The 24,038-nt window shown below is 66.5% G+C and carries 26 protein-coding genes; 18 read left to right on the top strand and 8 right to left on the bottom strand.

The window, feature by feature from the left end; genetic code table 11:
• Positions 1 to 18: 18 nt before the first annotated feature.
• From VGN62_RS14485 to VGN62_RS14475, 3 genes are read right to left on the bottom strand one after another with little or no spacing between them, the layout of a single operon-like run.
• Positions 19 to 2,241 (bottom strand): hypothetical protein, encoded by a 2,223-nt coding sequence (locus VGN62_RS14485; protein WP_327455096.1) that lies wholly within the window; start codon positions 2,239 to 2,241, stop codon positions 19 to 21.
• The gene (locus VGN62_RS14480) at positions 2,234 to 3,352 is read right to left on the bottom strand and encodes a glycosidase (protein WP_414713289.1); all 1,119 of its coding nucleotides are present in this window, start codon (positions 3,350 to 3,352) and stop codon (positions 2,234 to 2,236) included. Before VGN62_RS14480 ends, VGN62_RS14485 begins: the two co-directional genes overlap by 8 nt.
• Positions 3,353 to 3,378: 26 nt before the next feature.
• Positions 3,379 to 5,697, bottom strand: a complete 2,319-nt coding sequence (locus tag VGN62_RS14475; RefSeq protein WP_414713285.1) for a catalase — start codon at positions 5,695 to 5,697, stop codon at positions 3,379 to 3,381.
• Positions 5,698 to 5,940: 243 nt separating this feature from the next.
• On the opposite strand from VGN62_RS14475, the gene VGN62_RS14470 reads away from it, so the two are divergent.
• The 8 genes from VGN62_RS14470 (at position 5,941) to VGN62_RS14435 (ending at position 11,704) form a co-directional block, all read left to right on the top strand.
• A complete protein-coding gene (locus VGN62_RS14470; protein ID WP_137892520.1) occupies positions 5,941 to 6,690 on the top strand; it encodes a Crp/Fnr family transcriptional regulator in 750 nt (249 codons plus the stop codon).
• Entirely contained in the window at positions 6,687 to 6,884 is a 198-nt protein-coding gene (locus VGN62_RS14465) for a hypothetical protein (RefSeq protein WP_062179314.1), read from the top strand. The genes VGN62_RS14470 and VGN62_RS14465 overlap by 4 nt, the downstream gene beginning before the upstream one ends.
• 198 nt (positions 6,885 to 7,082) lie before the next feature.
• Entirely contained in the window at positions 7,083 to 7,757 is a 675-nt protein-coding gene (locus tag VGN62_RS14460) for a PRC-barrel domain-containing protein (protein ID WP_327455083.1), read from the top strand.
• A complete protein-coding gene (locus tag VGN62_RS14455; RefSeq protein ID WP_327455081.1) occupies positions 7,738 to 8,394 on the top strand; it encodes a DUF6766 family protein in 657 nt (218 codons plus the stop codon). Before VGN62_RS14460 ends, VGN62_RS14455 begins: the two co-directional genes overlap by 20 nt.
• 228 nt (positions 8,395 to 8,622) lie before the next feature.
• Positions 8,623 to 9,297 (top strand): SRPBCC family protein, encoded by a 675-nt coding sequence (locus VGN62_RS14450; protein ID WP_327455079.1) that lies wholly within the window; start codon positions 8,623 to 8,625, stop codon positions 9,295 to 9,297.
• Positions 9,298 to 9,335: 38 nt separating this feature from the next.
• Positions 9,336 to 10,553 carry a zinc-dependent alcohol dehydrogenase gene (locus VGN62_RS14445; protein ID WP_327455077.1) on the top strand — a complete coding sequence of 406 codons (1,218 nt, stop codon included), beginning with the start codon at positions 9,336 to 9,338 and terminating at the stop codon, positions 10,551 to 10,553.
• Entirely contained in the window at positions 10,546 to 11,328 is a 783-nt protein-coding gene (locus tag VGN62_RS14440; RefSeq protein ID WP_327455075.1) for an SDR family NAD(P)-dependent oxidoreductase, read from the top strand. The genes VGN62_RS14445 and VGN62_RS14440 overlap by 8 nt, the downstream gene beginning before the upstream one ends.
• 40 nt (positions 11,329 to 11,368) lie before the next feature.
• Positions 11,369 to 11,704, top strand: a complete 336-nt coding sequence (locus VGN62_RS14435; protein ID WP_327455073.1) for a hypothetical protein — start codon at positions 11,369 to 11,371, stop codon at positions 11,702 to 11,704.
• A gap of 59 nt (positions 11,705 to 11,763) precedes the next feature.
• Here VGN62_RS14435 and VGN62_RS14430 read toward each other — a convergent pair whose 3' ends face one another.
• From VGN62_RS14430 to VGN62_RS14415, 4 genes are all read right to left on the bottom strand, one after another.
• Entirely contained in the window at positions 11,764 to 12,342 is a 579-nt protein-coding gene (locus VGN62_RS14430; protein WP_327455071.1) for an urea carboxylase-associated family protein, read from the bottom strand.
• A 137-nt stretch (positions 12,343 to 12,479) separates the two neighbouring features.
• On the bottom strand, positions 12,480 to 13,055 hold the full coding sequence (locus VGN62_RS14425) for a DUF4142 domain-containing protein (protein WP_327455069.1): 576 nt from the start codon (positions 13,053 to 13,055) through the stop codon (positions 12,480 to 12,482).
• A 112-nt stretch (positions 13,056 to 13,167) separates the two neighbouring features.
• Positions 13,168 to 13,311: a hypothetical protein gene (locus tag VGN62_RS14420; RefSeq protein ID WP_327455067.1), complete on the bottom strand. Its 144-nt coding sequence runs from the start codon at positions 13,309 to 13,311 to the stop codon at positions 13,168 to 13,170.
• 303 nt (positions 13,312 to 13,614) lie between these two features.
• Positions 13,615 to 14,361, bottom strand: a complete 747-nt coding sequence (locus VGN62_RS14415) for an HAD-IIB family hydrolase (protein WP_327455065.1) — start codon at positions 14,359 to 14,361, stop codon at positions 13,615 to 13,617.
• A 295-nt stretch (positions 14,362 to 14,656) separates the two neighbouring features.
• Here VGN62_RS14415 and VGN62_RS14410 point away from each other — a divergent pair, with 295 nt between their 5' ends.
• From VGN62_RS14410 to VGN62_RS14390, 5 genes are all read left to right on the top strand, one after another.
• Complete coding sequence (locus VGN62_RS14410) at positions 14,657 to 15,418, top strand: histidine phosphatase family protein (RefSeq protein WP_327455063.1); 762 nt, start codon at positions 14,657 to 14,659, stop codon at positions 15,416 to 15,418.
• Positions 15,411 to 16,292: an NAD(P)H-hydrate dehydratase gene (locus VGN62_RS14405; protein WP_327455061.1), complete on the top strand. Its 882-nt coding sequence runs from the start codon at positions 15,411 to 15,413 to the stop codon at positions 16,290 to 16,292. Before VGN62_RS14410 ends, VGN62_RS14405 begins: the two co-directional genes overlap by 8 nt.
• Complete coding sequence (locus tag VGN62_RS14400) at positions 16,285 to 16,980, top strand: MgtC/SapB family protein (protein WP_054728014.1); 696 nt, start codon at positions 16,285 to 16,287, stop codon at positions 16,978 to 16,980. Before VGN62_RS14405 ends, VGN62_RS14400 begins: the two co-directional genes overlap by 8 nt.
• Before the next feature lie 26 nt (positions 16,981 to 17,006).
• Positions 17,007 to 17,969 (top strand): NAD(P)/FAD-dependent oxidoreductase, encoded by a 963-nt coding sequence (locus VGN62_RS14395; RefSeq protein WP_327455056.1) that lies wholly within the window; start codon positions 17,007 to 17,009, stop codon positions 17,967 to 17,969.
• Between the two features lie 340 nt (positions 17,970 to 18,309).
• Positions 18,310 to 18,615, top strand: coding sequence for a hypothetical protein (locus VGN62_RS14390; RefSeq protein WP_327455054.1), 306 nt, complete (start codon positions 18,310 to 18,312; stop codon positions 18,613 to 18,615).
• Positions 18,616 to 18,631: 16 nt separating this feature from the next.
• On the opposite strand, the gene VGN62_RS14385 is transcribed toward VGN62_RS14390, so the two are convergent.
• The gene (locus VGN62_RS14385) at positions 18,632 to 19,024 is read right to left on the bottom strand and encodes a response regulator (RefSeq protein ID WP_327455052.1); all 393 of its coding nucleotides are present in this window, start codon (positions 19,022 to 19,024) and stop codon (positions 18,632 to 18,634) included.
• A gap of 171 nt (positions 19,025 to 19,195) precedes the next feature.
• On the opposite strand from VGN62_RS14385, the gene VGN62_RS14380 reads away from it, so the two are divergent.
• The 5 genes from VGN62_RS14380 (at position 19,196) to VGN62_RS14360 (ending at position 23,765) form a co-directional block, all read left to right on the top strand.
• Entirely contained in the window at positions 19,196 to 20,764 is a 1,569-nt protein-coding gene (locus VGN62_RS14380; RefSeq protein WP_327455050.1) for a PAS domain S-box protein, read from the top strand.
• Between the two features lie 167 nt (positions 20,765 to 20,931).
• Positions 20,932 to 21,189, top strand: a complete 258-nt coding sequence (locus VGN62_RS14375) for a DUF5818 domain-containing protein (protein WP_327455048.1) — start codon at positions 20,932 to 20,934, stop codon at positions 21,187 to 21,189.
• 132 nt (positions 21,190 to 21,321) lie between these two features.
• Complete coding sequence (locus VGN62_RS14370) at positions 21,322 to 22,125, top strand: hypothetical protein (RefSeq protein ID WP_327455046.1); 804 nt, start codon at positions 21,322 to 21,324, stop codon at positions 22,123 to 22,125.
• Positions 22,126 to 22,426: 301 nt separating this feature from the next.
• On the top strand, positions 22,427 to 22,750 hold the full coding sequence (locus VGN62_RS14365; protein WP_327455044.1) for a DUF736 domain-containing protein: 324 nt from the start codon (positions 22,427 to 22,429) through the stop codon (positions 22,748 to 22,750).
• Between the two features lie 85 nt (positions 22,751 to 22,835).
• Positions 22,836 to 23,765, top strand: coding sequence for a HEPN domain-containing protein (locus VGN62_RS14360; protein ID WP_327455042.1), 930 nt, complete (start codon positions 22,836 to 22,838; stop codon positions 23,763 to 23,765).
• Positions 23,766 to 24,038: the final 273 nt, after the last annotated feature.

Below are 24,038 nucleotides of genomic sequence, written 5' to 3'. Positions count from 1 at the left end.
GGCGCAGCGGCAGATGCCTCAATCCCAGCTGAGAACGAGGCTGCCGCTCGCCGGAACGAGAAAGTCGAGCCTGTCGGCGCTTGTCCCGTCGGGTCGGATCGCGTCGCCGTCCGCTGCTGCGACGCGTAACGCGGGAAGCTTGCGCCGGTTCTTCCGGATCACACCGATCCGCGCCGTGCAGCCTTCGCCGCCGTCGAGGCGAAGCGAGAGCCGCGCCGGCCCCATGCGTTCGACGGCGCGGACGAAATGATCGCAGTGGAGATCGAAGGGGGCGTCCTCGACGCGGTGAAAGGCGCGGGTCGCGAAGATGAAAGCCGCACCGGCGCCGTAGATTTCCTGCCCCACCTGCCCGGCGGGCTGACCGTCGGCATAGAGGTCCTCAAGCGGGAAGGAGAGGGCGGGATCGACATGCCCGTTGCCGGGGCGCTGTTCGTCCGAGACGGCTTCGGCGGGGAGCGCGTCGGGATAATAATACCAGGCCCGGTCGAGCGCGTAGCGGCAATATTCCGAAATCAGCATGCGCGCCGCGGGCTCGAGGTCGGGGCCGCTGTCGGCTAGATAATGTTCGAAGGCGGCGAAGCTGTCGAAGCATTCGTAGATCGCCATATAGGGCGCGTCCTGCAGACAGGTCGCGCCAAGGAAATTGCGGTGGTGGACGGCGAGGCCGATCTCGCTTTCCCAGATCTCGGTGTGATGGAAGAAGCTCGCGAGATAGACATAGCTCTGCTCGCGGTACACGGCTCGGCCGGTGATGCGCCACAGCCGCATGCAGGCGGCGGCGCCCCAAGCGGTGAGGTTCGCCTGGTAATTGATGTCGAACCCGAGACCGACCGCCGCATCGATCGCCGCGCATGCCTCGTCGAGATAGCGTTTCTCGTCGGTGAGTTCGAAGGCTTCGAGCATCACCCAGGCATAGACGCCGCCGACATCGGTCTGACCCCGCCCGTCGGCCCCGGCGCTTTCGGTGATCACCGAGAAATCGGTGATCTTGTACTGGATCGGCCACTTGTACGCGAAGTGCCGCGCGGCGCGGATGGGGTAGGGCAGCGACTTCAGGAACAGCCGCCGCGCCGCCCTGTCGCCGTCGAGCGCGAGCTTTCCGAGATTCAGGAGCGGATGGTAGAGATACCAGCTGTCGACGGCATCTTCATCCTTGTCGTCACCGACATTGGGCAGATAGCGGCGAAGCGTCTCGAGCTTCGGGTCGTAGAATTTCCCAAGGCCGGCCTTGAACTCATCCTCGAGCGGGTGAACCTCGCCGCGCCATTTGCCCCAGTCATGGAGCGCCTGTATGATCGACATCTGCACCATCGCGTCCGGATATTCGGCATCGGTATAGGGACGCACATAGCGATGGCCATAATGGCAGACCGTCGCCTCTGGCGCGGCGGCAAGATGCCGCGCCGTCCGCTCGGCTCTCTGCCGCCAGTCGCGATATTCGGTCGGAGGCAGGGACAGCGAGCGATAGGCGGCTCCGAGCATTTGCAGGAACCGCCGCGCACTGTCGCGTTCGTCCGCCGGAGCGCCGTCGCGGACGACGAGCCGCGCATCGCTCAGCGTATAGGTGACGCCGCTTGCCAGCGGCGCGGCTTCGTCTGCGGTGTGGGGGGCCTGGCCGGGAAGGCGGAAGCCGAGTTCGGGCCAGCTGCCTCCCACCGCCGCATCCGGATTGGTGCCCGTCGCCCGAAAATAGGGATTGAGCGCCGTGAAATCCTGGAAGTAGAAGTAACTGCCGAAGGCGGGATCGGTAAGTTCGCCGTAGAGGAGCCCGGCGTTGAGACCGCGCTGAACCGCCTCGACGGTGCCGCCTGTCCCCAGCGGATCGCCTTTCGCGTCGAGCGGAAAGAGATCGCGCGGCCCATGCGGAAGCAGCAGCGGCGCGGAGGGGCGCAATGCCGATACAAGGCGGAGACAGGGGAGTGGACCGCTGTGCACCGCAAGTCCGACCTCATGCGCGCCGATCGCACTGTCAACATGGACACGGGCGAGTTCGCCCTCCGCGCGCTTGACGCGCCGGACCTTCGCTTCGCCGGGCCATGCGGCTGCGCGCAGGGCGATGCCGCCGGCTTTTGCGCGCCGGACGAGCAGCCAGAGCGCTTCGGCGCCCGCAGCAAGCTCGACCGAGAGATCGCCCACTTTATGCGAGGCGATCGGGGCGGCCGCGGCGAGGTCAGTGCGAACGCGGACGAGCTCGGGCGTCAGCAGCACGTCCCGGCGCGTCTTTACGCGCTGGTCAGCCACCGAAACAGGCCTTTGGAACATGGGTGATCCGGCAAGCAAGATCGGCTTCGCCCGACGCGACGATATAATGATCGCCGCCATCGGTGATGCCCGTCGTGAAGACGACGTCGCGTATATAGAGCTTGTCTTCGAGTGGACGCGTAAGCTCGGGGCTCGCCTCGAGGAGCGGGCGGTGATCGGTCCGGAGGACCACCGAGGGATCGTCGAGATCGAGGAGCGACCAGTAGGTGCGATAGATACCGACAATCTCTTTCGGTTCGACGCCATGCCAGAGCGATAGCCATCCCGCGTCGGTGCGGATGGGCGGTGTGCCGCCGCCGATGCGCGCGGTCGCGACCGTGTCGGCATGCGGACGGATGCCGGGCGCCTCATAAGGCTTCCAGTGCAAGGCGTCGGGCGACGTCGCGAGATTGATCGAGGGGCCCGAGCGCCACTCCGAACCCGGCGGATAGGCGAAGTAGAGATCGCCGAGCGGCCGCGTCTGCGCCCAGTAGCGGCCATCGATCAGTCCCTCGAAGATCAGCATGTCCTTGTTCTGATGATCGAGAACGATTCCCTCGAAGACCCAGTCGAGGCCGTTCGCCGAACTGTAGAGCGTCGTCGAGTGGCGCTCGGGGCTCACCGAACAGGTGGTCATCAGCCAGCGCCTTCCGACCCGGCTGATGCGCGCATCCTCGACGCCATAGCATTGGAATTCGGCGCCCGGATCGACCGCCTTGTCATAATGAACGGCGACAATCTCGAGCCCGTCGGGCGAGAGCTCGACGGGGAGCAGCCAGGAAAGCGACGTCAGCGCCATGACCCGCCAGCTCCCGCCGCGCACCATGAACTTTCTGGGGTCCGACGTGTCGCAAAGCTCGAGCGGCCATCGGTCGACCTTGTAGCGGCCCGCCTCCCACCGAATCGAATGGACATGGCCATCCTCAATCGGGGAACGGAGCGCTTCGGCGACGCGCACCATCATCAAAAGATTGCCCGAGGGCAGGCGCAGCAATCCCGGGTTGAAGGCGCCGAGCACATAGGTCTCGCGGCCGAGTTGCCCCGCAAGCGGCGAGCGCGAGAGGTCGACATCGTCGGGGCCGAAGACGAGCCGGTCGGTCTCGAAGCGCATCGGTGCCGCTCCTTCGGGCCGGTCGGTCATTGTGCCGGCTTTGAAGCCGGTTTTGATGACCGAGCCGACGCCGCCTTGCTCGCCGATGTCTCGCCGCCTTCCTTCGCTCCGCCTTTTGCGTCGAGGTCGACGCCGGCTTCACGCGGCCAATGCCGAAGCGTGGTGCAGGCATCGAGGAAGGAGGTGACATCGCCTGGTTTTGCCAGCGCGATGCAGGCTTCGTCGAGCTTGTCGGCGAGGCCGGCGGCCGCGAAGATCGGTGCCGCTTCGGCGCTATGCCCGATATATTTGCAATGCGCGAAGGCGTCGCTGACGAAATCCTTCGCTGCCGCATCGCCTGCAAGCAGCGCCGCGCCGTCCTCGCTGAGGAGAAGCGCGACCGCATCGAACAGCACGGAGGGGCCGCCGTCGATCTTGTGCCGTCCCGCGACGCTCGTGCCGTCCGAAAGCGTAACCCCGCCGATCTTCGGCGCGACGAGGTCCCAGACGGCGCCAGCGGCGTCGACCGCCTTGGTCAGCGCCTTGAAAAGCTTTGCGTCGGCGCCGTCGGTCGCGAGGATCCCGAGCTTGCGGCCCGCGAAGCTCGCCGGACCGTTGAGAAGGATGCTGAGCGGCCGGGAAGGGGGAAGGTCGGTCAGTGGCTTTTTCGCGGCCTTGGCCGGCGCCGGAAGCGGCAGTCCCAGCCCATCCGCGACGGTGGCTGCGAGGCCGCGGTCGATGTGGAGGAGATGCGACACCGTGCGGGCGCGAATGTCGGGGCGCTCGACCTTCGACAGCTCGAAGACGAGCGCGTCGCCGATATGCTTCTGCTCGACCGGGGTCTGGCTGACGAAGAATTGCCGCGCCTGGCTATAGTGATCGGCGAAGCTCTCAGGCCGGATGCGGCGCTTGGCGCCTTCGGCCTCTTCGGGAAAGCTCGCAAAGCCGCGGACGGGATCCTCGCGCGGGCCGCCATCACTCGGTCCCCAGCTGTTCGGCTCGTAATTGGCGCGGCCGACGGGGTTCCGCATCGCCATATGGCCGTCCTGCTGGAAATGCGCCATCGGGCACTTCGGCGCATTGATCGGGATATGGGTGAAATTCGGGCCGCCGAGCCTTTTGATCTGCGTGTCGAGATAGGAGAAGTTGCGGCCCTGGAGCAGCGGATCGTTCGAGAAATCGATGCCCGGGACGATATTCTGGGTGCAGAAGGCGACCTGCTCGGTCTCGGCGAAGAAATTGTCGACGACGCGGTCAAGCACGAGGCGGCCGACCGTGCGGATCGGCACCTGCTCTTCGGGAATGAGCTTGGTGGCATCGAGCACGTCGAATTCGAACCTGTCCGCGAAGGCGTCGTCGAAGAGCTGAACGCCGAGTTCCCATTCGGGAAAGTCGCCGCTGTTGATTGCATCCCAGAGGTCGCGGCGATGGAAATCGGGATCGGCGCCGTTGATCTTGACCGCCTCGTTCCACACCACCGACTGGAGGCCCTGCTTGGGCTTCCAGTGGAATTTGACGAAGGTCGATTTGCCCTTGGCGTCGACGAGGCGGAAGGTGTGGACGCCGAAGCCTTCCATCGTGCGGAAGGAGCGGGGGATTGCGCGGTCAGACATCACCCACATGATCATGTGGAAGCTCTCGGGCATCAGGCTCACGAAATCCCAGAAATTGTCGTGGGCCGATTGCGCCTGCGGGAAGGCTCGGTCGGGCTCGGGCTTCACCGAATGCACGAGGTCGGGGAATTTCATCGCATCCTGGATGAAGAAGACCGGGATATTGTTGCCGACAAGATCCCAATTGCCTTCCTTGGTGTAGAGCTTGACCGCAAAGCCGCGCACGTCGCGCGCGAGGTCGAACGAGCCTTTGGAACCCGCGACGGTCGAGAAGCGCACGAAGGCGGGCGTGCGCTCGCCGACGCGCTGGAAGATGTCGGCGCGGCTTACGTCGGCGAGGCTGTCGGTGAGCTCGAAATAGCCGTGCGCGCCATAGCCGCGTGCATGAACGACGCGCTCGGGGATGCGCTCATGGTCGAAGTGAAAGATTTTCTCGCGGAAATGGAAATCCTCGAGCAGCGTCGGGCCGCGCGCGCCCTGCTTGAGGCTGTTCTGGTCGTCGGCGACCGGCACGCCATGCTGGGTGGTGAGCGGCGCATGGCCGGCGCCCGCCTGATGCGTCTCGCCGCCGGTTCCACGATCCTCGCTATAGCTCTGCGTTATCGCCGCATCGGCCGGAAAGAGCGGTGCCTTGCGCGGGGACTCTCCGCCTATGTCCTTTCCTGCAATCGCAGCGGCGCCCTGCCCACGGCGCGGCTTCGGCTTCGCGGCGTCCGCGCGGGTGGAAGAGGGGGCGGTGGGGGATTTGGCCATGTCGGATCTCGCTTTGTCTGAAGGTGCGCAGCAGTTGGGCGGAACGCGGTCCGCGGGCGTGCAAGCACGCCCTCCGGACCCGGCGATGGAACGAGTTTGCGCTTTGAAAGTTGCTGCACCGGGCATGCGATTAACCTCGATCATGACGATTCCGCTTCCCTTGTTGGCGGTTGCCGGGCTTTCGGATGATCGCAGTTGAGCAGGCCCGCTCACGCATTTCGGACGAAACAGGGAACGTCAGTGATGTTAACCGATCGCTTCTTGAGAGACCGTCGCGGGGTAAGCCTCGAGGCCGGCGAGCGCGCGCGCCTCGAAGCCGCCATCAGCACCACGTCGACCGTCGAGGCCCGCAAGATCATCGCGCGCGCCGGCGAGTGGCTCGACCAGAGCACGCTCCTCGTCGAGGGTATCATGTCGCGCTATCTCGACGACCGGGACGGTCTTCGCCAACTTGTCGCGATCCACCTGCCGGGCGACTTTGTCGACCTCCACGCCTACCCGCTGAAACACCTCGACCATGATGTTGGTACGATGACCCCGGCGACGATCGCGATCGTCCCGCATGTCGAGCTCGACGCGATCACCGAGGAAATGCCCGAGCTGACGCGCAAGCTCTGGTTCGCGACCTTGCTCGATGCCGCAATCCACCGCGCCTGGCTCTTCCGGCTCGGCCGCCTCGATGCCATCGGCCGCGTCGCGCATTTCTTCTGCGAGACCAATGTGCGTCTCCAGTCGGCGGGGCTGAGCGACGGGCGTCAGTTCACGCTCGGACTGACGCAGGCCGATGTCGCCGAGATCTGCGGCCTGACGACCGTGCATGTGAACCGGGTCGTACGCCATCTTCGCGAGGAAGGGCTTTGTACGTTCCGCAACGGCAAGGTCGAGATCCTCGATGCCGCGAAGCTGGCGCGGCGCGGCCAGTTCGATCCCGCCTATCTCTATATCGACGATCCCGCATCTCCGCCGCTCCCAGACCAGAGGCCCCGCCGATGACCGATGATTTGTCTTCCCCCCAGCCGCCCGAGACGGAAGCGGGGGTCGCCACCGCGGAAGATGGCGTTGTCCTGCTCGATGGCCCCGACGGTGTCGCGGTGACGATGACCCCGGCGGCGGCGCGCAGTACCGGCGAAAGCCTTATCGAGGCGGCGAGGCGCGCGGAAGCACAGCTCGCGGCCAGGCGGTCCTGAAGGATCGCCTGATCGCGCGCGTACGGGGGCGACGGGGCCGTCGGCGATTTGGCACCAGGGAGCCGACGCACAGCGCGCGGCGCCGATAAACGCATTGATCGATGTTGCATCGCCGCCGTCCGGGGGAACGCGGTGATACGGCGGCGGGTTCTGCCAGTAGCGGCGCCAACGGGTGCCGCCGACCGAGGAGAGCCGCACGTGGAAGAGGCCGCCGGACTGATTGCGCCTGCCGCGACGATGATCGCGGCGATGATGACGGCAGCCAATCTCGGCGCGCGAGTGACCGGCTCGGGCTTCGTCGTGTTCACTTTGGGCTCGCTCGCCTGGTCGGTCGTCGGGTTTACATCGGGCCAGGCCAATCTTCTTGCGACGAACCTGTTCCTGACGCTGGTCAATCTCGTCGGAATATGGCGATGGCTCGGCCGCCAGCGCGGCTATGAGGATGGCGCGCGGCGTGCCGCAAAACGGAGCCGGATCGCGGCCTCGCCCTCGCTCTTCGCCGCGAGTGCGCTAGGCGGTCTTCCGGTGAGCGATATCCGCGGCGAAGTTGTCGGCCAGGCGGTCGATGCGATGATCGAATGCGAAAGCGGATGCCTCTCTTATGTCGTCGTCGCGAGCGGCGGGCTCGGCGGCATCGACGAGACGCTGCGCGCGGTACCGGCGGCGATGCTCGACTGTCATGCCGACGGGCTCGTGCTGCTGATGAGCGCGGCGGAATATGAGAAGCGCGATACGCTCGACGGCGCCGCCTGGCCTGCGCGGCCCCCACGCGGACAGGTAGCCACGGAGGCGTTGCTCGCCCCCGCGGCGGCGGCGGGCGAGGGGCCGCGGGGCGCCGGAAAGGAAGTGGCCCATGACGCGGCTCAAGGATAATGGTCTCACCATCGTGCTGCTGCTGCTGTTCGCAGCGTCGATCGTCGGCCACTGGGTAACGGGGTGGCACGTCGCGCTCGCGGACGCTGCGCGGTACCATCAGCCCGGTCTCTCGCTCTGGGCCTATGGCGGCAGTCCGCAATTTCTGTCCTCGGTGTTCGAAAACTGGGAAAGCGAGTTTCTCCAGATGTCGGCCTATGTCGTGCTGACAGCGATGCTCTTTCAGCGCGGTTCGTCGGAATCGCGGGGTCCCGACGCGCGGCTGCGCGACGCCGATCTTGCCGCGCAGGCGCGTAAGCCCGGTGCCCCTGCGGTGCTGCGCAAGGGGCGTCTCGCGCGCGCTCTTTATGCCCGCTCGCTGGGGCTGGTGCTCGCGATGCTGTTTCTTGCTTCTTTCATCCTCCACTGGACGCAGAGCGCGCGCGCGGCCGCCGAGGACGCGCGCGAGCATGGCGAAATCGCCCTTTCCACCTTCGCCTATCTCGGCGACCCCGGCCTCTGGTTCGAATCCTTCCAGAACTGGCAGAGCGAATTTCTGTCGACCGCCGTTCTCGTGCTCTTGTCGATCTTCCTTCGTCAGAAAGAGTCGCCCGAATCAAAGCCCGTCGCCGCTCCGCACGCGGAGACGGGATCGTGACGGCGAATGGCCGAGCGAACGGGCGTGCGTGTTACGGCCCCGCTGCCCCGGTGCCTGTCTCGCTGGGCGCTCGGAGCGCCGATTTAATCCTCGAACCGCGGAACGATCGCAGCGGACGGGCGTCAGTCGTTCATCGCCCCGAAGCCGGGGCCGCTTCCCCCGACCGGCGCCGGCCCCGCCGACGCTCCCCAGATGACGCCCGGCCTCTGCCCGGGCGGGAGATGATCCATGTCCAGATCCAAGAATGACCTTCCCGATCCGTTGATTCTCGCCGCCGCGGGCGCGGGCATCGCCGTGCTCGCAACCGGCGCGGCGCTCTGGCAGCGCCGTCGGCACCGCAAGAGCCGAGGGCAAGAAGAAGCAATCGCGACCGACGCGCCGCATTGGACGCTCGACAAAGCCTCCTCCCGCGCGATGTTCGGCAAGTCGGTGCTGATCAATCGCCCCCGCGCCGAGCTCTATGCGGCGTGGACGCCCGAACGCTTTCCCGACTTCATGGAGAATGTGGTCGCGGTCGACGACCTCGGCGACGATGTCTCGCAGTGGACGATCAAGGCGCCCGCCGGGCGCGAGGTGACACTGGTCAACCGCATCACCGAGCGCGTCGAGGACACATCGATCTATTGGCAAAGTACGCCGGCCTCCGACATCGCGAACAGCGGCGACGTGCGCTTCACCGACGCGCCGGCGGGGCGAGGCACCTATGTCAGCCTGATCCTCGCCTATGACCCGCCCGCCGGGAAGGTCGGGCGCCTCGCCGCCAAGCTCCTTCAGCGCGAGCCCGAAGTGCAGGCGCGGCGCGACCTTCACCGTTTCAAGCAGCTCATGGAAACCGGCGAAGTGACGACCAATGCCTCGCCCTCCGCGCGAGGCGCCGAGAGCCCTGCCGAGCCGCACATCTGAACGCCGAACCGCAGCAAAATCACATCAAGGAGAAGGCCATGCGCGCCGTTACCTGGCAGGGACGCCACAAGATCAGTGTCGAAACCGTTCCCGATCCCGAAATCGTCAACCCGCGCGATGCGATCATTCGCGTGACCTCGACCGCGATCTGCGGCTCGGACCTTCATCTTTACGACGGTTATATTCCGGGCATGCGCGCCGGCGATATCGTCGGGCACGAATTCATGGGCGAAGTCATCGAGACTGGCGCCGCCTCGACGCTGAAGCGCGGCCAGCGCGTCGTCATTCCCTTCACGATCAGCTGCGGCCAATGCTTCTTCTGCGAGAAGCAGCAATATAGCGCCTGCGACAACAGCAATCCGTCCGAGACGCGCGATGCATCCGAGCTGATGATGGGTCATGCGATGGGCGGGGCGTTCGGCTATGCGCATCTCACCGGCGGCTACGCCGGCGGGCAGGCCGAATATGTCCGCATTCCCTATTCGGATGTCGGGCCGGTGGTCATTCCCGACGGCCTTGCTGACGACGACGTGCTCTTCCTCTCGGACATCTTGCCGACGGGTTGGCAGGCGGCGGTCAACGCCGACATCGAGCCCGGCGACACCGTCGCGGTGTGGGGCTGCGGCCCCGTCGGCCTGTTCACGATCCAGTCGGCGCTGCTGCTGGGCGCCGGGCGCGTGATCGCGATCGATCACTTTCCGACGCGCCTCGCGCTCGCGAAGAAATATGGTGCAGAGATCCTCGACTATACGAAGGTCGATGTCCGCGAGGCGCTCGCCGAAATGACCGGCGGCATCGGGCCTGACGCCTGCATCGACTGCGTCGGCATGGAGAGCCACGGGTTCACGGTCGACAACATCCTCGACCAGGTGAAGGTCAAGCTGCTCTCGTCCACCGAGCGCATCCACGCCTTGCGCCAGGCGATCCTTGCGTGCCGCAAGGGCGGCCGCCTTTCGATTCCCGGGGTTTACGGCGGGTTCGCCGACAAATTCCCGCTCGGCCAGCTCATGGAGAAAGGCCTCACCGTCAAGAGCGGTCAGACGCATGTTCAGCGCTATTCGGGCGAGCTTCTCGACATGATCCAGGCCGGCAAGTTCGACACCGTCTCGCTCATTTCGCATCACGCATCGCTCGAGGACGCCGCCGACATGTACCGGCACTGGCACGACGAGCAGGACCTCTACACGAAGATCGTGCTCAAGCCCGGCCTCGCAAAAGGGGCCGTCTCGGCCCGACAGGAGATGGAACATGCCTGATCGCAAACTCGCTATCGTCACCGGCGCCTCGAGCGGCATCGGCCGAGAGATCGCCATACTCGCCGCGAAGGATGGTTACGACCTCATCGTCGCGGCCGACGAGCCGCTCGTCGATGCTGCCGCGGGCCTCCTTGCCAAGGGCGTCGAGGTCGAGGCGGTCGAAGCCGACCTCGCGACCGTTGCCGGGGTCGAACGTCTTCTCGCCGCTGCGGGCGGCAGGCCGATCGACATTCTCGTCGCCAACGCGGGTCACGGCCTCGGCCACGGTTTTCTAGACCAGCCCGTCGACGCGTGGCGTCACGTCATCGACACCAATATCACCGGCACGCTGTTGCTGCTCCAGCCGGTCCTGAGGGCGATGGTCGCGCGCGGCGAAGGCAAGGTGCTGATCACCGGCTCGATCGCCGGTCATCTCGCCGGCTCTTTTCAGGCGGTGTATAACGGCACCAAGGCCTTCGTCGACAGTTTCGCCGCGGCGATCGGCAACGAATTGAAGGACAGCGGCGTCACTATCACCTGTCTCAAACCCGGCGCGACTGAGACGCGCTTTTTCGAGCGGGCCGGCATGCTCGACACGAAGGTCGGGCAATCGGAAAAAGACGATCCCGCCGATGTGGCGAAAACCGGATGGGATGCGCTCCTCGCAGGAGAGCATGCGGTCGTTCACGGGCTCAAGAACAAGGCGCAGGTCCTCGCCTCGGGCGTTCTCAGCGAAGCGGCGACAGCCGAGATGCACCGGAAGCTGGCCGAGCCGGGGTCGGGGACGCAAGGCTGATCTGGCCGATCCGGCCTCATTTGGTAAAGAGGAGACGATCATGAACAATCGCAATGACAGCAGGGATGGGGGCTCCGCCGGGGACGGGTCGCTGCCGCAAGAGCCCGTGGAACGCCGGGAGAATGTCGGAGCGACGACGCCCGACCGCTATCCCGCCGGGGAGCGCGAGGCCGGCGACGTATCGGGCGCCGCCAACCGCGGCCATCGGCGCAGCCCCGGCAGCGGTCCTGTCAGCGGAAGCGGCGCGGGTGCCGGCGGCAAAGGCAATGCCGAGGATTATGACAGCGACCCGCAGGGAGGCGGCGGGCGCGCCGCCGAACCCGATACGCCCCCGCCCGGCAAGGGGGCGGACGCGCCGGTCGGCGGGAGCCGTTAGGCCCTCGCGGCGGTCGGGAGGCGCGGCGCAATCGCTGTGGCAGCGCTGTACCCGCCGGTTCACTCGATCCGGTAGTCGATCGGCTTGAAGCTGCCGCCGCAGCTGTCGTAGGCCGAGCAGGCGGTGAGCCCGACGATCAGGTCGTCGAGCGCGCGAAGCCGTATGAAGTCACCGGCCTTCGTCGTCGGCGGAAGGACGCGGATCTTGCCTTCGCTGCCGACCGGCACATTCATGAACAGGTTGAACGCGACGGGAATGGCGTCGGCAGCAATCCCATATGGCTCGAGCGCTTCGACCAGATTGCCGAAGCAGCCGCGATGAACGGGCTTGTCGGCGTAGAAATGGCGAAAGGTCGCCTCGCTGCATGGCGTCAGCAGAAAATCATGCACCCCGCAGCTGTCCTCGACGATCTCGAGCAATGCGTTTGACCGGTTCGACCACAAGCGGTTGCCGGTCGTCAGCCGGATCGTCTCTTCATAGTCGAACGTTCGCCCGTTCGAGATCGCTTCGCGGGGATCCGCCGCGCGAAACGCAAGAAGGTCGCCGACCTGGCCGCCATCGGGGTCGGTCACGCAGAGAATCGTGTCCTTGGGAAGCGTGAAGGCGACGCCGCTGCGGGGCGCGATCCGGTCTGTCATGAATGCTCCTGAACTGAGAAGGTGCGGCAAGGGTAAAAGGAAGCCGCGCGGTGTTGCCGGGCAGGATCAGGGGCGGCAACCGAAAGCCGCCGCGCAAAAGCGCGCGGCGGCTTTGAAATGCCTGTTCCGAGCCTCTGTCAGGTTGCCAGCTTGCCGAGTTCCGCTCGGTGCGCTTCCACCACCGGCACAATCTCTGCTGCCGCCTGCTTAAGTGCGACCGCCTCGCCCGAGGCGGCATAGCCTTGGTGCAGCGCCAGTGCCGCACCATGCGCGGTCTTCTGGTGGTCGAGATAGATTTTGTCGATACCCGCGGCATCGGCGGCCTTGATGTCCGCCAGCATCTTCTCCTGCTCGGGAGCAAGTGTCGGTGCCGGCGCCTGGACCCCGGCGCTCGCGGCGGCCGCCTTCACTTTCGCGGTCGATTTTCCGTGATTGTCGATCATCATCTCGGCAAAGGCCCTGACCTTTGCATCTTTCGATTTGGCGAGCAGGGCTTTCGACGATTCGATCTCCCAGAGGTCGCCGGCACCCGCCTGCGCGATATAATCGGCCGTGCTGACTGCTTGCGCCGGCGTTGCGGCGGCCGGACCGGGCTCGGGTGCCACAACGGCCGTGTCAGCAGACGCGGCGGCTTGCTCCTCGTCGCGCGTATCGGGTCCGCCGCATCCCGCGACGATCGCGGCGATCGCCGCGGCTCCAATCCATGTCTTCATCTCGTCTCTCCTCAAATGATCTTCTGCGCTTCGGCCTCGCGGCTTTTCCGCATGCAAGACCGGGCCGCGGCGCGCGCGGCCCGGTCTTTCACCCGGAAAGCGGGGGCGAAGGTCAGCTGCGCTGTTTGCCCTGGTCCTTGCTGCCCGACTGCTTGTCGTCTCCCGACTGGCTCTTGCCGCCGTCCTGCTGCTGCTGGCTGCCCTTGCCGGACGAGCTGCCCTGCTGCTTGCCGTCTTTCTTGTCATTCTGTGCCATGACGCATCCTTTCCATGCGGCCCGAGGCGGGCCAATATGGAAACCCCGCGCTTGTCCGGCTTGTTGCGTGAAAGAGGAGCCGGGTTGATCGAAGTTATACGCTTTTGGCGTGCGGCAACGGTCCGGGGCGCCGTGCGCGTTCCGGCCGCCTTTCGGGACGGCACGGCCGCGCGGCAGCGGGGCGGGCAGGCGCGTTTGGGGCGTCGCCGGCCTCATCATGCGTTCGGGTGGCCGGCGGCGCGGCGCCGGTGCGGCCAAAAGAGGCCTGCCGCGTGGCGCGGCTCGCGGTCGCCTGACGCACCTTCAACCGAGGCAGGCGACGATCGCCTCGATCACCGCGATCGTCTCACTGGGGTCGCGCACGCGCACCGTGTCGAGCCCGAGCAGCTTCGCCGGATAGTCGTTGCCGCCCGGAAAGATCGCGTCGCCGATGAAGATCATGTCGCCGAGCGCGATTCCGCTCTCGGCGCTCAGCTTTTTGAGGCCATAGCCCTTGTCGACGCCCTCGCGCGTGACGTCGATCGAGGTCGCGCCGCCCATGTTGATCGACAGGCCCGGGAGCCGCTCGCCGAGATCCGCCTGGATGATCCGCCGCTTCGCGAAGTCGGGATCCCAGACTTCCTTGGCGGCGATCGGCGCCTGCTGGCCGAGCGCCGAGAAGGTGATCTGGCTGCCGCGGTCCTCGATGCGATCGCCCCAGACTTCCTCGGGAACGAACCCCGTCGCCTCGAGCGACGCGTCGAAGGCGGCGAGGATGCGCGCCTTTTCCTCGTCACTGAACAGCTCGGCATAAAGCGGCGTCCAGCCGCCGCCGCGGTGGACGAAAAGCTTCGTGCCCGTCGTCGGCATCAGCCAGAGCCGGCCCCGATCGGCGTCTGCCGGAAGTCGGCTCGCGACCTGCTTGTCGAATTGCGGCCAGTCGCCGCCCGAAATCACCGCGACCTCGGCGACGCCCAGGAGCTTCGCGATCGCCGCGCCCATCTCAGGGGCGAGCGGCTGCTTGCTTTCCGCCAGGGTTCCATCGAGATCGAAGGCGACGAGTTTCTTCATGATTGTCTCCTCTGTTCGCTGTCGCCGACGCTGAGCCGACAAAGTATCCCAATCGCCTGAGGCCTCTCGAAGTTCCTGCGGGCACCTCTCCCCGACCTACCTCGCGGGCAAAATGTCAAAGGCGGGGCGACGAGCACGGCGGGAGCGGGCGTGGCGGGGACGGATGGCGGGCCGTCGTTTTCGGCATGCCGCGGCCGCGGCAAGGTCGGGGCCGCTCGCTGGGCGACCCGCGAGCCTAACGCAACGAGTTCGGCTTTGGAGGCGTTAGCGTCTCGATGACGAGGAAGACCATTCGATGACCCCGCGCTGGCCTTCGGTGCTCTGGGTGGTTCGCCACGGCCAGAGCGCGGGCAATGTCGCGCGCGATGCCGCCGACGCGGCGGGTGACCTGCGCATCGCGCTCGACCACCGCGATGTCGATGTGCCCCTCTCGGCGCTGGGCGAGCAACAGGCACAGGCGCTCGGCGCCTGGTTCGCCGCGGGCGAGGAAGACGGCCGCCCCGAGATCATGCTCGCCTCGCCCTATGTGCGGGCCGTGCAGACCGCCGAAATCTTCCGCAGCGCGGGAGGCTGCGCGGCCGAGGAGAAAATCTGCATCGACGAGCGGCTGCGCGAGAAGGAGTTCGGCATCCTCGACGGCCTCACGCGCCGCGGCATCGAGGCGGCGCATCCCGATCAGGCCGAATTCCGGCTGGCGCTCGGCAAATTCTATCACCGCCCGCCGGGCGGCGAAAGCTGGTGCGACGTGATTCTGCGCCTCCGCTCGCTCCTCGACACCGTCTCGCTCCATTATGGCGGGCGGCGCGTGATGATCGTCGCGCACCAGGTCGTCGTCCTTTGCCTGCGCACCATTATCGAAAATCTGGGAGAGGCCGAGATATTGGCAATCGACAGCGAGGGCGACGTCGCCAATTGCGCGATCACCGAATATCGCTTCGACGCTGACGTGGGCCGCGACGGCAACCTCGTCCTGTCGCGCTACAATGTGACTGCGCCGATGGAGGGCGAAGTCCCGGTCACCCGCGAACCCGATGCGATGGTGGCCGCGCGTGGCTGAGGCAACCCCGCTCGACACCGCCTGGCTCAAGGCGCATCCGCTTCCCGATCATCATGACAATGTCGACAAGAACGGCCGCGGCCGGGTGCTCGTGATCGGCGGTTGCCGCCGGGTGCCAGGCGGCATGCTGCTTACCGCCGAGGCGGCGTTCCGCGCCGGGGCGGGCAAGGTGACGATCGCGACGATCGCCTCGGCCGCGATCCCGATCGGCATCGCCTTTCCGGCCTGCGCCGTCGTCGCGCTCCCCGAAACCGAAGCGGGCGAGATTGCGCCCGAGGCGGCCGAACTGCTGCTCGCCGAGGTGGCGCTGCACGACGCCGTCGTCTTTGGACCCGCGATGATCGACGCCGACATCGTCCGGACCCTGCTCGAAGCCCTGCTGCCGGCGCTGCCCGAGGACATCTTCCTCCTCCTCGACGCCGTCGCGCTGCGCGCGGCGGCCGCGCATTCGGATGCGATCCGGGCGCGCGCCGCGCACACAATCCTCACCCCGCACGAAGGCGAACTTGCCGCGATGCTCGATGTAGCGAAGGAGGAGGTCGCGAGCGACCCGCTCGCGTCGCTCGGCAAGGCCGCCGACCGGTTCGGCGCGGCGGTGATGGTCAAGGGCGCGACCAGCCACCTGATCGCCGAGGGGAGCTGCCTAGCTTATGCGGGCGGCGGGCTCGGCCTTGCCGTCAGCGGCTCGGGCGACGTGCTGGCGGGCCTCATCGCCGGGCTCGGTGCGCAAGGCCTCTCGCCCCTGCAGGCGTCCGCCTGGGGCATCTGGCTGCACGGCGAAGCGGGGCGGCGGCTCGGCGAAACCATGGGGCCGCTCGGCTATCTTGCGCGCGAGCTGCTGCCGCTCGTCCCGGGGCTGATGCGCGGTGTCTGAGCTCGATCTCCTCGATCCCGATCTCCTGCTGCCGATCGCGGGCGCGGTCATCGCCGGCGCGATCATCGGCGGCGAGCGCGAATATCGCGCGAGCCCGGCGGGCCTGCGCACCCATATCCTCGTCGCGCTGTCCTGCTGCCTCCTCATGCTGTCGGCCGTCCACCAGATGGAATGGCTCACCGACACGCCGACCGAGGTCGTGCGCATCGACCCGGTGCGCATGGCGCATGGCGTGCTCACCGGGATCGGCTTCCTGTGCGGCGGCGTGATCTTTCGCGAGGGGCTCAACGTCCGCGGGCTTACCACCGCCGCGTCGCTCTGGATGACCGCGACGCTCGGCATCCTGTTCGGGGTGGGCTTCTACGAACTCGCCATCTTCGGCGGCGTCGCGACCTTCCTCGTGCTCGCTGCCGTCACCTGGACCGAGCGCCACGCGCCGCAGCGGCGTATCGCGCATGTCACGCTCGATTATCGGGCGGGCACGAGCATCGCCTCGGCCGAGGTCATCGCCTTGCTCGGGGAACATGGCCTCAAGGCGATCACCGTCGAACAGCGCCGCGCCGGCGGCGCACCCGGCTTTACCGCGATCGCCGCAGGCTATGGCGAGGAATGTGCCGATGCGCTGGCGGCGGCGCTCAGCGGGGACGATCGCATCGCCGCCTTCGACATCAGGCCGCAGCAGGGATGAAGGGTGGGGCCGGAACGGGAGCGCGCATGCCCGCTGGCCGCGACCCCTCAGGCGAGCCCGCTTATGATGCGCTCGTCATCGGCGCCGGACCCGGAGGGCTCACCGCTGCTCTCTATCTTGCGCGCTATCGCCGCCGCACCCTCGTGCTCCATGACGGACGATCGCGCGCGCTTGGCGCGCCGATGGCCTGGAATGTGCCCGGATTTCCGGACGGGATATCGGGAGCCGATCTCGTCGCGCGGCTCACCGATCAGGCCGGGCGATACGGTGCCGAAATCGAATTGGCGCGTGTCGACTGTCTGTCCGCAGGCGCCGGCGGTGCCCCCTTCGCGGCGCGGCTCGAGGACGGCCGCCGCCTGTCGGCGCGCGGGCTCATTCTCGCGACGGGCGTCATCACCAACGAGGCGGTGCTTGCCAGCGGCGACCATGACGCCGCCGTCCGGAGCGGCGCGCTGCGCTACTGCCCGATCTGCGACGGATTTGAGCATCGCGGGCGCAAGATCGCCGTACTCGGGTCGGACCTTCATGGCGCCGCAGAGGCGATGTTCCTGAGGCAATATACCGACGATGTGACCCTCATCCCCAGGTGGCAGGTCGAGCTCACGCCCGCGCAGCGCGCCGAACTTCTGGCAAGCGACGTGCGGATCGAGGAGCGGCAGCTGCTTCGCCTCGCGCACCGGGACAGACGCATCGCGGTGCAGCTGGAGGGTGCAGAGGACGCGCTTCTCTTCGACACCCTCTATCCGGCGCTCGGGTCCGAACCGCGCAGCGAATTGCTGGCGGGGCTCGGTCTCCAAGGCGACGCCAATCGCTGCCTGCCGGCCGATGCCTTTGCCGAGCCCTTGATGCCCGGCGTCTATGGCGCCGGCGATGTTCTCGCCGGGCTCGACCAGATCAGCACCGCGACGGGCCATGGCGCGGCGGCTGCGACGCGGCTTCACAACTGGCTGCGCCGTGTCGAAGGGCATGTAATGGCGGACCAGCACTGAAGGGCACGGGGCAGGCTATCGCTTCGACGGATGCACGAAAGCTGCTCGGCCGGGCGCGTTCGGCCCACATGGTTGTTGGGCAAAACCTGCCTCGATGGATCTGGCGACGCGACGGGCGGATGGGGCCCAGCCCGCCGCACCGCGTGCAGGATTGATCTCGATCATCACGATTTTCGCGCCTTGGGGTGCCAAATCTGCTATGCAGAAGTGGCTGAGTCCCACCCTCGTCGGCGTGTCTTGCCGCTGCCTCATTTTGCGGCCCGTCCTTACATGAGGCCTGCCGATTGTCGGGTGCTAAGAGCAGGGTCGTGCTTGCTCCGGAACAGGAACGGAGCATGTCATGCGCCTTTTTCATCTTCTTTTTCATGGCGAGGATGCGCGCGAGCCGCGCCGCGTCGAATTTCGCGCGCCCGACGCCTATCAGGCGTTTCAGTTCGCGCTCAACGATCGCGGCAGTGCCGAGGTCGAACTATGGGACGGCGAGCAGCTTCTCGTTCGCATGAGCAAGACCGAAGCCAATCTCTGGAAGCTGCACGGCCTCCCCCATCCCAAGGCACCGCGGGGCCCTCTGCTCAGCCAGGCGCCGCCGCCGCCTGACTCGCGCTGCGGAGGTGACGGGCGCGATGGATGCGGGGCAGGTGGATAATGCCCGCTTGCCCGCCTCAGGCGGGCCGGCCGTCCTGCCCGGCGCAGAGGCCGAGGCATGCATCGACGAGCGCGCTCATCAGCACGGGTTTCGAGAAGAAGAAGCTGCCCTCGACCTGTCGATCGGCAAGCGGCACATTGGCCGAGGCATAGACGACGCCGCCGCCCGGATGAGCGTCGCGATAGGCTTCCGCGAGGCTCCATCCGTCGAGAGCGCCGGCAAGCCGGATATCGGTCACGAGAATATGCGGTCGCTCCTCGCCGATCAGGAGGAGCGCATCCTCGGCGCTTTCGACCTCGCGAGCCGCGAACCCGGCTGCCTCGAGCGCCTCGACGACGTCGATGCGGACGAGCCATTCGTCTTCGGCGACGATCGCCGTGCAGAGAGGGGCGGGGGACGGGTTTGGCACGCTGATGACTTTCGCCCTGAAACATGGATCGAAGTTGAGAGGTCGCTCGGCGTCACGGCTGGGCGCATGGCAGTCTCGGCGGAACGCATCAACCACTCAAGGGTTTCTTTGCGATGGCGAATTCCAGTTTCGGGAACGCCGGGGCCATCGGAGGGGCAGGGACCATGACATATGCGTGAGACGCTGATCGAGGACGAAGCGGCGCAAGGGGGCTTAGCCGTGCGCGAAAGTGCCGCGCACCTCGCGGCTCTCGTCGAGGGCTCGGACGATGCGATCATCAGTAAAACGCTCGATGGTATCATCACCAGCTGGAATCCCGCGGCCGAACGCATGTTCGGCTATTGTGCCGACGAGATCGTCGGCCGCTCGATCCTCACCCTCATCCCCGAGGAACGCCGCAGCGAAGAAACCGCGATCATCGAGCGCATTCGCGCTGGCGAGCGCGTTCCGCCTTTCGAGACGGTCCGGCGGCGCAAGGACGGCAGCCTCGTCGATCTCTCGATCACCGTGTCGCCGGTGCGCCGCGCCGACGGCACGATCATCGGCGCTTCGAAGATCGCGCGCGACATCTCGGAACGAAAGGCGGTCGAGGCGCAGCTCGCCCGCCAGGCCGAGCGGCTGACCCACCTCAATCGCGCCGCCCTCCTCGTATCGCAGGATCTCGACCTCGAACGGATCGTCCAGGCGGTGACCGATATCGCGACGGAGCTCAGCGGTGCGCGCTTCGGGGCCTTCTTTTACAATGTGCTGGGCGACGAGGGCGAAAGTTACCTGCTCTTCTCGCTATCCGGCGCCCCGCGCGAGGCGTTCGAGCGCTTCGGCATGCCGCGCAATACCGCCGTCTTCGACCCGACGTTCCGCGGAGCGGGGACGATCCGGTCGGACGATATCCGCAAGGATCCGCGCTACGGCCTGAGCGCGCCGCACCACGGCATGCCGGAGGGGCATCTGCCCGTCGTGAGCTATCTCGCGGTTCCCGTCATCTCGCGCTCGGGCGCGGTGCTCGGCGGTCTTTTCTTTGGCCATGACGAGCCCGCCATGTTCAATGCCGAGGTCGAGGAGCTTGTCGAGGCCGTGGCTGCGCAGGCGGCGGTGGCGATGGACAACGCCCATCTTCACGAGGCGGCGCGCGTCGAGATCGCGGCGCGCGTGAAGGCCGAAGAGGAGCTCCAGCTCACTCTCGCCGAAATGCGCCACCGGGTGAAGAACACGCTCGCGATGGTCCAGGCGATCGCCGCGCAGACGTTTCGCGAGACGCCGGCCGCCGAGCGCCAGTCGTTCGAGGCGCGCGTCCGCGCCCTCTCCGACGCGCACGACCTCCTCACCGAGCGCCACTGGGGCACCGTATCGGCCGGTGAAATGATCGAGCGCGCGCTCCACGCCTTCGACAAGATGAAGCCAGGCCGCATCAGCCTCGCGGGGCCGGACGCCGAGGTGCCGGCTTCAAGGGCGCTGCTCGCGGCGATGGTGCTGCACGAACTAGGGACCAATGCGGTCAAATATGGAGCGCTGTCGGGCGATGCCGGCACGGTCGCGGTCGAGTGGGACATGGTGAACGAGAGCGGCCGGGATCGGCTCCGCCTGCGCTGGAGCGAGCAGGGCGGTCCCCCCGTCGCGCCTCCCGCGCGTACGGGGTTCGGCACGCGGATGCTCGAACGGGCGCTCCGCGGGCAGGGCGGCAGCGCCGCGATCGAATTCAGGCCCGAGGGTGTCTGCTGCACTCTCGAGCTTCCCGCATGACCAGCATCTTGCGCGCGGCGGGATCGCGCGAGGTTCGCGCGCTTCGTGGGTCGAGGATCGAAGGTGCGGGCCGAAGGTCGATGGTCGAGGGGAGCGGTTCGCAGGGCGGGCGTCTCAAACCTTGCTCGTGGCTGGCGAGTCCGGCGCGGCTCGGTTAAGGCGTAGCCATGGCGGGAATCGGATCACGCATCGACGAGTCGGGAATGCTGCTGCGGGTGGCTGGCGGCTTCGCGCTTCGCCGCGACCTCGGCGGCCGCTGGCGGCTCGACCTTCGCCGCACCCCCGTCGACCATGTCGAGAAGCGCGTGCGCATCACGGGCACGCTCGTCGGCGACGATCTTGTCGAGGTCGACGGCGTCGCCCCGGAAGGCGCTACCGCGGCGGGTTATGCTCTTCCGGACAGCGGCTCGCCGATCGAAGCATAGCCGCGCCGCCACTGGCCGAAGCCGCCTGGCGGGAGGATCGTAAAGCCGGATGTCCGCAGGCGGTCCGGATGCCTCTCAATTTTGACCGGCCCAAGTAGCGGAACAAAGTTGTGCGACGCCGGTTAGAGCTGCATGACCCAGACCATCGCAACCCCCGCACCCGCCGCCGATCCGGCGCGTTTCATCGTCCTTATCTGTGCGCTGGCGCAGATCGGAGCTGCCCTCTTGCCCGTGATGGGGATCGGCACGCCGGTCGGCGAGCGTTCGGACGCCGTGCAGACGCTGATAACGCCCGCGGGCTGGGCCTTCTCGATCTGGGGAGCGCTTTATCTGGGATCTCTGGTTTTCTCGCTTCTCCAGTTTACGTCGGCCGGGCGCGATAGCACCTTGTTCGCCGCGCTGCGCTGGCCGGCAGCCGGTGCTTTTCTCGGCAATGCGCTCTGGGCCACTTGGGTGCAGCTAGGCGACATCGACGCGGTATCGACCCTCATCATTTTCGGCTCGCTTGTCTCGATCCTCATCGCCTATCGCCGTATCGCTGCCTGGACGGCGCCCTTTTCGGCGGCCGAGCGCTGGGGCGCCATCCTGCCGCTGTCGGCGCTCGCTTCCTGGTTGACGGCGGCGTCGATCGTCAATGTCGCCGCCACTTTGCGCTACTATGGCGTCGACGCTGCGCCCGATGTCGCGCCGCTCATCTCCGCCGCGATTATCGTCGTCGGCGGTCTGATCGCGGCCGCGGCCCTTGCGCGGGGCAAGGGTAATCCGCCCTTCGCACTCGTCTTCCTCTGGGCGCTGGCAGCAATCTTTGCAGCCGGCGGACAGGAGGCGGCTGCCGTCGCGGTGGCGGCAGCGATCGCGGCGATCCTCGTGCTGATCGGAATTTCGCTGGGCTGGCGCGACGGCGGCGCGCACCATTGGTCCGGTTCGAGATCGTAATTCTGTCTCGGGGACGCTTGAGCGTCTTCGCCGCAGGCGGTTTGATTTCGAACTTTTCCAGGGTCGATCGCTTGATCGGCACCTTCTTACGGCCAGGGGCACCGGGCGTCGCCGTTTCCCCGCGGCCAGCCGCGATCCCGACCCGCGCTTGAGGCGTCTGCCGGGGCGCGGCCCCGGCGCAACGGGCTTCGCCCGTCCTCCACTGCCGTTGCGGCCCTCTGGGTGCGCCGGCGCCTGGCGGCGCCCCGGCTGCCTTTCTGCGCCGCGGGACGGGCTCGCGGGCAAGGGCAGGAGACACATCATGGGAGCCATCGGCTTCGTCAGCGGCACGATCGAGAAGGGCTTTGTCGGCGAACTTCGCACCCTCTCGATCCGGGTGCCGATCGAAATTCGCATCAATCGCGGCAAGGGGAGCGAGGTGCAGCCCGACTACCGCGTCTACTCCGACGAAGTCGAGATCGGCGCGGGATGGGTCCGCCTCGCAGCAGTGTCCGAGCGGCGCTATGTGTCGCTGGCGCTCGAAGCCCCCGAGTTCGGGCAGCGACGCCTTTATGCGAACCTTGCCCGCGCGGCGGGGCAGGACAATCCCGACGCTTACGCGCTGCTCTGGAATCCCGCCGACTGACGGCGTGCAAGAAACACGCGGCTTATCCTCGCACTGGCTGCAATAGCTGGTGCGCGGAAGCCGCCGCCTTGATAGGGTGACGACGATGAAAAGCGGTATCGACCATCTTCCCCCGCACAAGCAGCGCGAACTCGAGCGCGTCGTCGAGATCGTCTTCGAAGAATTCGAGGATGCGCTGGCGCTCGCGACGCAGGGCTGGAAGAAGAAGGGCCGCATCTCGAAGATCATTCTCTACGGCAGCTATGCGCGGGGAGGGTGGGTCGACGAGCCGCACACCGCCAAGGGCTACCAGTCGGACTATGACGTGCTGATAATCGTCAACGACAAGCGGCTCACCGATCGGGCCGACTATTGGTCGAAGCTCGACGACCGGCTCATTCGCGAACTGTCGGTGACGAAGACGCTGCGGACGCCGGTGAACTTCATTGTGCACAGTCTGGACGAAGTGAACTCCGGGCTGTCGCAGGGGAGATATTTCTTCATGGACGTCGCGCGCGACGGGATTGCGTTGTACGAAGCCGAGGACAGTGAGCTTGCCGAGCCGCAGCCGAAGACGCCGCATGCGGCGCTGGAGATGGCACGGGAGTATTTTGACGAGTGGTTGCCCAGCGCGGAGAGTTTCGTACGGGGGTTTCGTCACGCCGTTGATGATCGTGATCTTAAGAAAGCCGCGTTTGATCTGCATCAGGCTACCGAGCGTTTCTACCATTGCGCTTTGCTAGTCTGCAATTTCTACACGCCACATGTTCACAACCTCGCGTTCCTGCGAACGCAGGCCGAGCGGATCGATCCCCGGCTAGCAGAAGTGTGGCCGCGAGAGGCGAAGCTCGATCGGTCACGTTTTGAGAAGCTCAAGGAAGCTTACATCAAGGCGCGCTACTCGAAGCATTATCGGATCTCCGAGGATGAGCTTTCCTGGCTCGGCGAACGCGTCACAATACTGGCAAAGGTGGTGGAATCGGTTTGCGCCGAGCGAATCGCTCAGCTGGAATCCACCGCAAAGCAGGCAGGCTGATAGGGCTCGACCGTTCGCTTATTTGCCGCGGAACCGTTTGAATTTCTCTCGGGCTTCCGCGGTTTCGACTGCGATGCTTGCGTTCTGGCACTCATCGCCGCGGTGAGTATCATTCGTAACCGTGTCCTGAAGGTAAGCGCTGTTTCCGGGCCACCTTGCGTCGTGGGGTGATCGCGTCAGATGATGGGCTGTATGGATGACGACAGCCTTGCGAGCGCACTGGACACCTACACTGGAGTGGCTCGGGAGCCTGTTTGTCGACCGGAGTTGCTC

The organism is Sphingopyxis sp. (assembly GCF_035998905.1).
Classification (GTDB): Bacteria; Pseudomonadota; Alphaproteobacteria; order Sphingomonadales; family Sphingomonadaceae; genus Sphingopyxis.
This window is presented reverse-complemented; position numbering and strand designations above follow the sequence as displayed.

Coding starts and splice junctions, on each gene's coding strand:
- VGN62_RS14480 (WP_414713289.1), bottom strand. CDS start 3,352: ATGCGCTTCGAGACCGACCGGCTCGTCTTCGGCCCCGACGATGTCGAC.
- VGN62_RS14475 (WP_414713285.1), bottom strand. CDS start 5,697: ATGGCCAAATCCCCCACCGCCCCCTCTTCCACCCGCGCGGACGCCGCG.
- VGN62_RS14470 (WP_137892520.1), top strand. CDS start 5,941: ATGTTAACCGATCGCTTCTTGAGAGACCGTCGCGGGGTAAGCCTCGAG.
- VGN62_RS14465 (WP_062179314.1), top strand. CDS start 6,687: ATGACCGATGATTTGTCTTCCCCCCAGCCGCCCGAGACGGAAGCGGGG.
- VGN62_RS14455 (WP_327455081.1), top strand. CDS start 7,738: ATGACGCGGCTCAAGGATAATGGTCTCACCATCGTGCTGCTGCTGCTG.
- VGN62_RS14450 (WP_327455079.1), top strand. CDS start 8,623: ATGTCCAGATCCAAGAATGACCTTCCCGATCCGTTGATTCTCGCCGCC.
- VGN62_RS14445 (WP_327455077.1), top strand. CDS start 9,336: ATGCGCGCCGTTACCTGGCAGGGACGCCACAAGATCAGTGTCGAAACC.
- VGN62_RS14440 (WP_327455075.1), top strand. CDS start 10,546: ATGCCTGATCGCAAACTCGCTATCGTCACCGGCGCCTCGAGCGGCATC.
- VGN62_RS14435 (WP_327455073.1), top strand. CDS start 11,369: ATGAACAATCGCAATGACAGCAGGGATGGGGGCTCCGCCGGGGACGGG.
- VGN62_RS14430 (WP_327455071.1), bottom strand. CDS start 12,342: ATGACAGACCGGATCGCGCCCCGCAGCGGCGTCGCCTTCACGCTTCCC.
- VGN62_RS14425 (WP_327455069.1), bottom strand. CDS start 13,055: ATGAAGACATGGATTGGAGCCGCGGCGATCGCCGCGATCGTCGCGGGA.
- VGN62_RS14420 (WP_327455067.1), bottom strand. CDS start 13,311: ATGGCACAGAATGACAAGAAAGACGGCAAGCAGCAGGGCAGCTCGTCC.
- VGN62_RS14415 (WP_327455065.1), bottom strand. CDS start 14,361: ATGAAGAAACTCGTCGCCTTCGATCTCGATGGAACCCTGGCGGAAAGC.
- VGN62_RS14410 (WP_327455063.1), top strand. CDS start 14,657: ATGACCCCGCGCTGGCCTTCGGTGCTCTGGGTGGTTCGCCACGGCCAG.
- VGN62_RS14395 (WP_327455056.1), top strand. CDS start 17,007: ATGCCCGCTGGCCGCGACCCCTCAGGCGAGCCCGCTTATGATGCGCTC.
- VGN62_RS14390 (WP_327455054.1), top strand. CDS start 18,310: ATGCGCCTTTTTCATCTTCTTTTTCATGGCGAGGATGCGCGCGAGCCG.
- VGN62_RS14380 (WP_327455050.1), top strand. CDS start 19,196: ATGCGTGAGACGCTGATCGAGGACGAAGCGGCGCAAGGGGGCTTAGCC.
- VGN62_RS14375 (WP_327455048.1), top strand. CDS start 20,932: ATGGCGGGAATCGGATCACGCATCGACGAGTCGGGAATGCTGCTGCGG.
- VGN62_RS14370 (WP_327455046.1), top strand. CDS start 21,322: ATGACCCAGACCATCGCAACCCCCGCACCCGCCGCCGATCCGGCGCGT.
- VGN62_RS14365 (WP_327455044.1), top strand. CDS start 22,427: ATGGGAGCCATCGGCTTCGTCAGCGGCACGATCGAGAAGGGCTTTGTC.
- VGN62_RS14360 (WP_327455042.1), top strand. CDS start 22,836: ATGAAAAGCGGTATCGACCATCTTCCCCCGCACAAGCAGCGCGAACTC.